At 72.4% G+C, this 10,750-nt stretch carries 7 protein-coding genes; 5 read left to right on the forward strand and 2 right to left on the reverse strand.

Going from position 1 to position 10,750, the window contains the following annotated elements; all coding sequences use genetic code 11:
* Positions 1–17: 17 nt before the first annotated feature.
* Positions 18–2,885 (reverse strand): BTAD domain-containing putative transcriptional regulator, encoded by a 2,868-nt coding sequence (locus ACFVYA_RS39275; RefSeq protein WP_387052287.1) that lies wholly within the window; start codon positions 2,883–2,885, stop codon positions 18–20.
* Between the two features lie 130 nt (positions 2,886–3,015).
* Here ACFVYA_RS39275 and ACFVYA_RS39280 point away from each other — a divergent pair, with 130 nt between their 5' ends.
* From ACFVYA_RS39280 to ACFVYA_RS39295, 4 genes are all read left to right on the forward strand, one after another.
* Positions 3,016–3,246, forward strand: coding sequence for a hypothetical protein (locus ACFVYA_RS39280; RefSeq protein ID WP_387052289.1), 231 nt, complete (start codon positions 3,016–3,018; stop codon positions 3,244–3,246).
* Between the two features lie 22 nt (positions 3,247–3,268).
* Positions 3,269–3,598 carry a hypothetical protein gene (locus ACFVYA_RS39285; RefSeq protein WP_387052291.1) on the forward strand — a complete coding sequence of 110 codons (330 nt, stop codon included), beginning with the start codon at positions 3,269–3,271 and terminating at the stop codon, positions 3,596–3,598.
* 39 nt (positions 3,599–3,637) lie between these two features.
* Positions 3,638–6,964, forward strand: a complete 3,327-nt coding sequence (locus tag ACFVYA_RS39290) for an error-prone DNA polymerase (RefSeq protein WP_387052293.1) — start codon at positions 3,638–3,640, stop codon at positions 6,962–6,964.
* Positions 6,965–7,044: 80 nt separating this feature from the next.
* Complete coding sequence (locus tag ACFVYA_RS39295; RefSeq protein WP_387052295.1) at positions 7,045–9,078, forward strand: cellulose binding domain-containing protein; 2,034 nt, start codon at positions 7,045–7,047, stop codon at positions 9,076–9,078.
* A gap of 104 nt (positions 9,079–9,182) precedes the next feature.
* On the opposite strand, the gene ACFVYA_RS39300 is transcribed toward ACFVYA_RS39295, so the two are convergent.
* Entirely contained in the window at positions 9,183–9,593 is a 411-nt protein-coding gene (locus tag ACFVYA_RS39300) for an SRPBCC family protein (protein ID WP_285985596.1), read from the reverse strand.
* 53 nt (positions 9,594–9,646) lie between these two features.
* Here ACFVYA_RS39300 and ACFVYA_RS39305 point away from each other — a divergent pair, with 53 nt between their 5' ends.
* Positions 9,647–10,063 carry a MarR family winged helix-turn-helix transcriptional regulator gene (locus tag ACFVYA_RS39305; protein ID WP_387052297.1) on the forward strand — a complete coding sequence of 139 codons (417 nt, stop codon included), beginning with the start codon at positions 9,647–9,649 and terminating at the stop codon, positions 10,061–10,063.
* Positions 10,064–10,750 lie beyond the last annotated feature (687 nt).

Below are 10,750 nucleotides of genomic sequence, written 5' to 3' on the forward strand. Positions count from 1 at the left end.
CCGGGCGGACCGGAGCGTCACCCGGCCGCCGCCTCCAGCGCGGCCTGCACCGCTTCGGCGCGCTCCGGCAGACCGACGGCTTGCCACAGCCCGACCGCCAGGCCCAGGTGGTGCCGGGCCGCGGCCGCGTCGCCGAGTTCGCTTTCGAGCTCGCCGAGCTGCTGCCAGCACGCCGCCTCGTTGCTGCGGTCGCCGTTGACGCGGAACACGTACGCCGCGCGCTGGAGGGCCGACTCCGCCCGGGGACGGTCACCGAGCTCGGCGTAGATCGCGCCGAGCCGCTGGTCGGTGTAGGCGCCGCACCGGGCGTCGCTGATTTCGTTGAAGACCGTCAGCGCTTCGGTGAGGTCGCGCAGCGCGGCCGGGGTGTCGCCGATCCCCAGGTGGTAGCGGCTGAGCGTGCGGAGGATCACCGCCTGCCGGTGCCGGTCGCGGAGGAGGCGCGCGATCCGCAGGCCGTCCTCGATCCACCGGCCGGCGTCGTCGGCACCCTGCTCGAAGCCGATGATGCCGATGGCCGTCCGGATCTGCGCTTCCGCCTGCCGGTGCCCGGCGGCCACGAGGTGGGTCAACGCCTCCTTGTCGACGGTCAGCGCCGCGTCGAGTTCGCCGCGGACACGGTGCACGGTGCCCAGGCTCGCCAGCGCGAGTCCTTCGCCGCGGCGATCGCCGATGTCCTGGTACAGCTTCGCGCACCGGCGCAGGTCGTGGCGGGCTTCGGCCATTTCGTCGAGGTAGATGTGCACCTGGCCGAGTCCTTGCAGCAACGCCGCTTCACCGTGGGTGTTGCCGGCCGCGGTGGCGGCTTCCAAGGCGATCCGGTGGCTGCGGTTCCAGTCCTGGTAGAGGCTGCGGTGGTCGTAGTACGGCACCGCGGCGATCGCCAGCTCCCAGGCCAGTTCGTCCAGCTCCCATTCGGCCGCGAGTTCGATCGCCCGCAGCAACGTCCCGCGCTCGGCGTCGAACCAGGCGATGGGATCGACGACCGTGTGGTCCGGGGTCCAGCGCGGTGCACGGCCCGGCGTCGGCCGGAACAGGCTGGGGGAGCACAGGTCGCGGGCTTGCTCGGCGAGGGCGAGCCAGGCGGAGAGGACCCGCTCCACCGCGGCCCGGCGTTCCTCGGCCGGGTAACAGTCCTGCGCGCCTTCCGACGCGTAGGTCCGCAACAGGTCGTGCAGCCGGTACCGCGGCTGGCCGGCGCGGTCGGTCGTCACCAGGCGCACGAGGTAGGCGTCGACGAGCGCGTCCAGCACGTCGTCTCCGGCCGGGCGGCCGAGGAGCGGGCCGATCACCCACGCGGGGAGCGTTTCCGCGCCCAGCAGTCCCAGCAGCCGGAACGCCCGGACGGCTTCTTCGGGGAGCAGGCGCAGGCTCAGGTCGAAGTTGGCCCGCACGTCGAGGTCGCCGACCCGCAGCTCGCGCAGCCGCCGGGACTCGTCCTCCAGGCGGTCGCGCAGCACCTGCAGGGTCCACGCCCGCCGGCTGGCGAGCTTCGCCCCGGTGATCCGGATGGCCAGCGGAAGACGTCCGCACAGCCGGACGATCGCGTCGGCCGCCTCCGGTTCCCGCTCGACGCGCTCCGCCCCGGCGATGCGGGCCAGCAGGCTCCGCGCGTCTTCGGCGGACAGCACGTCCAGCTCGACGTGCTCGGCACCGGCCAGGTCCGCCAGCCGCTGCCGGCTCGTGACCACCACCGCGCAGCCGCCGGACGGCGGCAGCAGCGGCCGCACCTGCTGGGCGCCGGCGGCGTCGTCGAGCAGCACCAGCATGCGGCGATCGGCCAGCCGTGACCGGTAGAGGGCGGCTCGTTCGTGCAGGCCGGGCGGCATGACCGCGTCCGTGACGCCGAGCGCGCGCAGCAGCTCGGCCAGCATCATCGCCGGGTCCCGCGGCACGGTGGCGGTGCCGGCGAGGTCGAGGTAGAGCTGGCCGTCGGGGAACGCGTCCCGTGCGTCGCGGAGCGCCCGGACGGCGAGCGCCGACTTCCCGGTCCCCGGCGCGCCGGCGACGACCACCACCCGGCGCTCGGTCAGCAGGTCCAGCAGCTCGCCCAGTGGTCCGGCGCGGCCGGTGAAGTCCGGGATGTCCGCGGGCAGCTGGGCGATCGGCCGCTGCTCCCCCGCCGGGCTGGCCAGCTCGAGCGCGGGGTCCGCGCGCAGGATCTGCGCTTGCACGCGCTGGAGGCCGTGCCCGGGGTTGGCGCCGAGCTCCTCGGCCAGCAGGCGCTGGATGTCGTGGAACACGGCGAGCGCGTCGCCTTGGCGACCGCTGCGGTAGAGCGCGATCATCAGCAGCTCGCGCGCGCGTTCGCGGAACGGGTGCTCGTCGGCGAGCCGGGACAGCTCGGGGATGGCCAGCGCGGGCTCCCCGCGCAGCAGGTCGAGCTCGGCGAGGTCTTCCAGGGCGCCGAGGCGGTACTCGTCCAGCCGGGCGCGTTCGGTGGCGGCCGCGGGGGTGTCGAGGTCGCCGAAGGCGGGCCCGCGCCACAGCGTCATCGCCTCGGAGAGGTGCCGCCGGGCGGCAGTCAGGTCGCCATCGCCGCGGGTTTCACGCGCCCAGGCGAGCCGGGACGCGAATTGCGTGCTGTCGAGCTGGTCGGGGGCCACCCGCAGCAGGTACCCGGTGCCCACCGTCTGCAGCGAGCCGTCGTCGAGCTCCAGCGACCGGCGCACCTCGCCGACGTACTTCTGGACGAGGTTGACCGCGCTCCTCGGCGGCCCGTCGTCCCAGGCGCCCTCGATGATCTGCTCGCGGTCCACCCGCTGGTTCGCGTGCAGCAGCAGCACCCCGAGCACCCGCAGGCACTTGCCGGAACCCACTTCGACCGGAGCCGTACCACGCCAGGCCGTGACCGGCCCGAGCACGCCGAATCGAACATCAGGCATGTCAATGCCCCCTCCCGTGGCCGAGAGTACCTCCGACCGGCCACGTTCCGTAAGACTGCAGTGCGATTGCAGTGAACGCTGTCAGGCTCCCGTCGCCGACCGGCCATGTGTCGACGAGAGGGGATCCGAGATGGGAACCAGCACGAAGGTGCGCCGCCGCGGTTCAGGCCACCGGGTGAAGGCGGTCGCCGCAGTGGCCGCCGCCGCGCCGGGCAGCGGGACCGGGTCCGATGTGTCGCTGTCGACGGACAAGCCGGGCGGGATCCAGCACGTGATCATCGAGCTGACCGACGTGGCACACGGCAACACGGCCTCCGGCGACTGCTGGAAGAGCGAATCGCTGTGCCGCAGCCGGTCCTGACGGCCGGCGCGGAGGAACGGTCTTGACCACCCGGCGCCGGACCGCGGCCGTGCTCGCCGCCGCGCTGCTGGGCGCCGCGGCGGTGGTGACGACCGCGCCGCCCGCCGTCGCGCTGACGACCTCGTATCCCCCGGCCGGGGGATACGAGGTCGTCACCGTCGTCAGGTGGGCGTTCATCAGGGTGGTCGACGCCGACTTCCACCAGCGGCTGAAGGTGGTACGGCTGACCCGTGCGTTCGAAGTCCGGCGTCCGGCTGTGACCGACACGACTCCGGTCCGTCCACAGTTGACACCGGCCGCACCCCCGCCGCAGGATCGGACCGCGGTATTCGTCCCTGTGTTCGAACAGTAGTCGCTGGCTTCCCCACAGCGAAATCGGTGGGAGCTGGCGTTGGCGTTCAACAACCCGAGCGTGCCTTGGTCCGAAGTGGAGCGGATCGCCTCCGGGCGGCCGCCCGTGCCCGGGGACGGCAACGACGCCCCGGCGTGGTCGCGCAAGCGGGAAGCCTATGCCGGCGCGCCCGAAGACCTGCGGAACCGGCGCGGGCGGGACGACGGCGGTGACCGGATCCGGGCGCCCTACGCCGAGCTGCACGTCCACTCCAACTTCAGCTTCCTCGACGGTGCCTCGCACCCGGAGACCCTCGTCGAGGAGGCCGCACGGCTCGAACTCGACGCGCTCGTCCTCACCGACCACGACGGCATGTACGGTGCCGTGCGGTTCAACGACGCCGCGCGGGAGCTCGGGGTGCGGGTCGGGTTCGGGGCCGAACTTTCCCTCGGGTTGCCGGCTCCGCAGGCCGGTGTGCCCGATCCGGCCGGGTCGCACCTGCTGGTGATCGCCCGGCAGCAGACCGGTTACCACCGGCTGTGCCGCGTCATCTCCCGCGCCCAGCTCGCCGGTGGGGAGAAGGGACGGCCCCTCTACAACTTCGACGAACTGGCCGATGAGCTGGCCGGGCACGTCGTCGTCCTCACCGGGTGCCGCAAGGGGGCCGTCCGGCAGGCGCTCGCGCACCGGGGCCCGGCCGCCGCGCGCGCCGAGCTGGGGCGGCTCGTGGACCGGTTCGGACGGTCGCACGTCGCCGTCGAGCTGATCGACCACGGGCAGCCCCGCGACGACACCGCCAACGACCTCCTCGCCGCGATGGCCGGCGAGCTCCGGCTGCCGACGGTCGTGTCCAACAACGTCCACTACGCCCGTCCCGAAGACGCCGTCGTGGCGGACGTGGTCGCCGCGGTCCGGGCCCGGCGGCCGGCCGAGGACCTCGAAGGGTGGCGGCCACCGTCGGGGCAGGCGTTCCTGCGGTCCGGGATGGAACAGCGGCGCCGCTTCGAACGCCGCTACCCCGGCGCCGTCGGCCGCGCCGCCGTCCTGGGCGTCGAAGTGGCGTTCGACCTCAACCTCGTGGCGCCGGACCTGCCGCCGTTCCCGGTCCCGGCCGGGCACGACGAGATGTCGTTCCTGACCGAGCTGACCCGCCACGGCGCGGCGAAGCGCTACGGGCCGCGGGAGGAAAACCCCAAGGCCTACGCCCAGCTCGACCACGAACTCGCCGTCATCGAAAAGCTCGGGTTCCCCGGCTACTTCCTCGTCGTCTGGGACATCGTCCGGTTCTGCCGGGAATCCGGCATCCTCTGCCAGGGCCGGGGTTCGGCCGCGAACTCCGCGGTCTGCTACGCGCTGGAGATCTGCCACGCCGACCCGGTGAAGTGGAACCTGCTGTTCGAGCGGTTCCTCGCGCCGGAGCGGGACGGGCCGCCGGACATCGACGTCGACATCGAGTCCGGCCGCCGCGAGGAAGCGATCCAGTACGTCTACGAAAAGCACGGCCGGTTCCACGCCGCGCAGGTCGCCAACGTCATCACCTACCGGGCGCCGTCGGCGATCCGCGACGCCGCGAAGGCGCTCGGCCACAGCCCCGGGCAGCAGGACGCCTACGGCAAGCTCGTGGACCGCTGGGGTGGGGTCGCCGCCACGAAACGGCAGGCGGCCGGGGCGATCCCGGACGACGTCCTCGACCTGGCGGCGCGGATCGAGGACTTCCCGCGCCACCTCGGCATCCACTCCGGCGGCATGGTGCTCTCGAAGCAGCCGGTGTCCGAAGTGGTCCCGGTCGAGTGGGCGACCATGAAGGACCGCAGCGTCCTGCAGTGGGACAAGGACGACTGCGCCGCCGTCGGGCTGGTCAAGTTCGACCTGCTCGGCCTCGGCATGCTTTCGGCGCTGCACCACATGATCGACCTCGTCGCCGAGCACCACGGTTCCACTGTGGACATCGGGAAGCTGGACCTCGCCGACCCGGCGGTCTACGACATGCTCTGCGAAGCGGACGCCGTCGGCGTGTTCCAGGTGGAATCGCGCGCGCAGCTGGCGACCCTGCCGCGGTTGCGGCCGCGGAAGTTCTACGACCTCGTCGTCGAAGTCGCCCTCATCCGGCCCGGCCCGATCCAGGGCGGCTCGGTGCACCCCTACATCCGGCGCCGCCGCGGCGACGAAGAATGGGACCACGCGCACCCGCTGCTGGCCGCGTCCCTGGACCGCACCCTCGGGGTGCCGCTGTTCCAGGAGCAGGTGATGCAGATGGCGGTCGACGTCGCGAGCTTCACCCCGGCCGAAGCCGACCAGCTGCGCCGCGCCATGGGCGCCAAGCGGTCCAGCGTCAAGATGAAGGCGCTGATGGCGCGGTTCTTCCGGGGCTGTGCGGCCAACGGTCTCGACCGCGAGCTCGCCACCCGGATCTTCGAGCAGATCCACGCCTTCTCCGGGTACGGCTTCCCCGAAGCGCACTCGATGTCCTTCGCGCTGCTGGTGTACGCGTCCGCGTGGTTCAAGCGCTACTACCCGGCCGCGTTCTGCGCCGGGCTGCTGCGCGCCCAGCCGATGGGGTTCTACAGCCCGCAGTCCCTGGTCGCCGACGCCCGCCGCCACGGCGTGCGCATCCGCGAGCCCGACATCAACGCGAGCCTCGCCGGCGCCACCCTCGAACCGGACGCCGGGAGCACCGGCGGCGTCGCGCTCCGGCTCGGTCTCGCCGCGATCCGCCACCTCGGCGAAGACCTCGCCGAGGAGGTCGTCGCCGAACGCGCGGCCCACGGCCCGTACCGGAGCATCGGCGACCTGACCCGCCGGGTGCGGCTGAAGAAGAACGCCGCCGAAGCGCTGGCCACGGCGGGCGCGTTCAGCGGGTTCGGCGGCGACCGGCGCCAGGACCTGTGGGCTGCCGGTGCGGCCGCGGCGACCCGGCCGGGGCACCTGCCCGGCCTCGCGCCGGGCCTCGACGCGCCCGCGCTGCCCGGGATGACCCGGCTGGAGGTGACGGCGGCGGACCTGTGGGCCACGAGCGTCTCCCCGGACAGCCACCCGGTGGAGTACCTGCGCGAACTCCTCGACCGGCGCGGCGCGATCACCGTCGCGGAGCTCATGCGGACCGGGGACGGAACGCGCGTGTGGGTCGGCGGCGCGGTCACCCACCGGCAACGCCCCGCGACGGCCGGCGGGATCACCTTCCTCAACCTCGAAGACGAGACGGGCATGGCCAACGTCCTCGTCTCGCCCGGCCTCTGGCAGCGCCGGCGGCTCGTCGCCCACACCAGCGCGGCACTGCTCGTCCGCGGGCTGGTCCAAGCGGGCGAAGGCGTCGTCACGCTCGTCGCCGACCGCATCGAAAACCTCGATCTTTCGATGCGGACCGGACCCTCGCGCGACTTCCGTTGACTTCGGGCCCCCTCGGTGGTTCTCTCGCTGAGAGCGCTCCCAGTCATCCGTTCGTGCCCGACGAGTGAGGATGGACCTTCATGACAGCTCGACGTCTGCGCTGGGCAGCGTGGCCGGTGATCGCCGTGCTCGCCGGGGCGGTGCCGGCCGCCGGTACCGCCGGGGCGGCGACCACGCCCGCGGCGACCGTCACCGTCAACGCCCGAGCCGGGCTGGCCACCGTGCCGGACACCGGGATCGGCATCAACCACGCGGTCTGGGACAGCCAGCTGGGCACCGACGAGGTGGCCGACCTGTTCGGCGCCGCCGGTGTCCGCACGATGCGGTACCCCGGTGGTTCCTACGGCGACATCTACCACTGGAAGGACAACACCGCGCCGGGCGGGTACGTGGCGCCGAACACCGATTTCGACACCTTCATGGGCGGGGTGCGCCGAGCAGGCGCCCAGCCGATCATCATCGCCAACTACGGCACCGGCACGCCCGGGGAAGCCGCGGACTGGGTGCGGTACGCCAACGTGACCAAGGGTTACGGCGTCAAGTACTGGGAAATCGGCAACGAGCTGTACGGCAACGGGCACTACGGGGCGAACTGGGAAGCCGACAACCACGCCGACAAGAGCCCTGCCGCCTACGCCAACGGAGTGGTCGCCTACGCCGACGCCATGAAGGCCGTCGATCCGGGCGTCAAGATCGGCGCCGTGCTGACGACCCCGGCGAACTGGCCGGACGGCATCGTCGGCTCGGGGGACACGGCCACCTGGAACCAGACCGTGCTGTCGATCGCCGGCCCGCACATCGACTTCGTCATCCTGCACTGGTACCCCAGCGGCTCGACGGCGTCGGAAGCCCTCGCCAAGCCGGAGCAGATCACCGACATGATCTACCTGGCGCGCGACCAGATCACGCGGTACGCGGGCGCGAACTCCGGCCGGATCGGCATCTCGATGACCGAAACGAACACGCCGGTCGGCATGGACACCCAGCCCGGCGCCCTGTTCGCCGCCGACACCTACAGCTCGCTGCTGGAGAACGGTGTGTTCACCGTCGACTGGTGGGACACGCACAACGGCGGGACGAAATTGTCCACTGTGGCCGGTTACCCGGACTACGGCGACTCCGGCCTGCTCTCCAGCGCGACCTGCCTCGAGGGGGGCGCCTGCGAGCCCGCGCTCAACACGCCGTTCGCGCCCTACTACGGCCTGAAGATGCTGAGCACCTTCGCGCACCCCGGCGACCAGTACGTCCGGGCCGCCGCGGACGACCCGCTCGTCGGCGCGCACGCCGTCCGGCGGCCGAACGGCGACCTCGCCGTGCTGCTGCTGAACAAGGACCCCGACCAGGCCAGGACGGTGACCCTGGACTACGCGGGCTACACGCCGGCCGCGGCCGCGCCGCAGGTGTTCACCTTCACCAACGGCGCGACGGCGATCAGCAGCGCCACGGCCGGGACGAGCACTTCCCAGACGCTGCCGCCGTATTCGCTCACCACCGTGGTGCTGCACCCGGCGGCCGCCGCGTCCGGCGGGCCCGGGACGCCCGGCCAGCCGGCCGGGACGGCGACCGACCGGACCGCGACGATCAGCTGGCCCGCGGCCGCGCCCGGCGCCCACCCGATCGCGAAGTACGAGGTCTACCGGCAGGTCGGCACCACCAGTGAACAGTGGGGCGAAACGACCGGGACGTCGCTCGACGTCGGGAACCTCGTGCCGGGCAGCCGGTACACGGTCAACGTCCTGGCGCGCGACACGGCCGGGAACGTGTCCGCGGCCTCCCCACCGCTGACGCTCACGACCGGCGCGCCGTCGGCGAGCAGCTGCACGGTCCGGATGACCGACGTGACCGACTGGGCGAGCGGCTTCGTCGGCGGCATCCACGTCACCGCCACCGGCGTGGTGGGGGACTGGACCCTGACGTTCGGCTGGCCGACCGCGCGGCAGCGGCTCACCGGCGGCTGGAGCGGCACCTGGGCCCAGAACGGCACGACGGTGACGGTCTCGTCATCGGCCCCACCGGCGGCGGGGGTGGACGTCGGGTTCACCGCCGATTACAGCGGGCCGAACATCCTGCCGACGGCGTTCACCCTCAACGGAGTGCTCTGCGCGGCGGGCTGAGTGAGAGGGCCTTCCTCCTCATCGACCTCACCGACCTCATCGGCGGAAGAGGCCGGTGAGGAGGAAGGGCACGCCGAACAGGCCGTCGGAGCGGACGTCCCGGTTCACCGGCCGCTCTCGACGCGCTCGCGCACGGCTCGCAGCTCCTCGCCGACGACCGCCATCTGCGCGTCGACGGCCGACGGGTCGGTGCCGTCGGGGAAGAACAGGCTGAAGATCAGTTCGGCGCCGGTCAGGTTCGGCACGACGCGGGTGAACAGGCCGAGGTTCGGGGCGTCGGCGCTGACGACGTCGACGACGCCGTGCTCGGCCGCGACCCGCACGGCGACCCGCTGCGGGCCGCTTTCGGTGTGGACGCGCCAGATGTCGTCGTGGTCGTGGTCGACCGCGGTGGCGAAGCCGGGCGCCCAGTCAGGGAGGTGGCGAGGATCGGCCAGGTATTCGACGACCCGCTCCGGCGGGGTGGCGATGGAGATGGAGCGGGTTTCGGCGCGTCCGAGAGTCGTGGGTGTCATGGCGAAAACGATACGCACCTGCGTACGATCTGTCCACGCGTAAAATCCCGCCGGTGAACGAGGACGACGATCTCGGAGCCCTCTGCGCCGGGGCGGGCCGCAGCCTGGCCGAAGCCGAGCGGCCGGTGCTCGAGCGGCACGGCCTCTCGATGTGGCAGTACGTGGTGCTGTCGGCGCTGGCCGCCGGGGCGGCGCCGAGCCAGCTGGTGCTGGCCCAGCAGATCCACTACGACAAGACCCGGTTGATCGCCCTGCTCGACGCGCTCGAAGCGGAGGGACTGGTGGTCCGTCAGCCGGACCCGGCCGACCGCCGCGCGCGGGTGGTGCGGCTGACGCCGGAGGGGATCCGGCGGTACGCGGCGGTCCGGGCCGGGATCCGCGAGGTGGAGGAGCGGAAGCTGGCCGGTCTGGCCCCGGAAGCCCGGCGGGTGCTGCGGTCGGCCTTGGCCCACCTGGCCAACTCACCCTGACGACATCGGCTGCCGGGCAGCAACCACCGCTCATGTCGGCCTGGCCGGTGATCGCAGGGACGAGGACCGGTGATCGCCGGGGCGAGGAACCGGCGGAGCACGTGGCAAGGTTCGCCCGGGGCCGGGGCTGAGCAGCCCCCGATTTCCACGCCAGCGGAGGGCACTGACAAAACCGGCGCCCTCCGCAAGGGCTGTCCACAGGCCACGCGCGAACTGACGGCCGGCAACGCAGGCCGACCAACGACGTCACCAGACCTCCCCCGCCCCTCATCCCAGCCTTCTCTTCAGTCGACGATCGGGTTTGTCAAGGCACGCTTTCCCGCCTTGACAAACCCGGGCGGCGACTGAAACTCCCACCGGAGGGGCGGGGGAGGTCGGACCCGCCCTGCCGCGGCAGAACCCGTAGTAGAAGCCACGGCAGAACCCGTAGTAGAAGCCACGGCAGAACCCGTAGTAGAAGCCGCGGCAGAACCCGTAGTAGAAGCCGCGGCAGAACCCGTAGTAGAAGCCGCGGCAGAACCCGCCCTGCCGCTCCGCCGCGGTCAACGAACGCCATAAAACAAAAGCTGTCCTCGCCGGACCGGCAGGCTCCGGGATGGCCACCCCTCGCCGCTGCCCCCTCGCTTTCTCGAGGTGGGCCGCGCGGTGGTCATCCCGTCGCCTGATCGAGGCCTATCACTTTGAGCC

Origin of the sequence: Amycolatopsis sp. NPDC058278, from assembly GCF_042881395.1 — a bacterium.
Taxonomy (GTDB): Bacteria; Actinomycetota; Actinomycetes; order Mycobacteriales; family Pseudonocardiaceae; genus Amycolatopsis.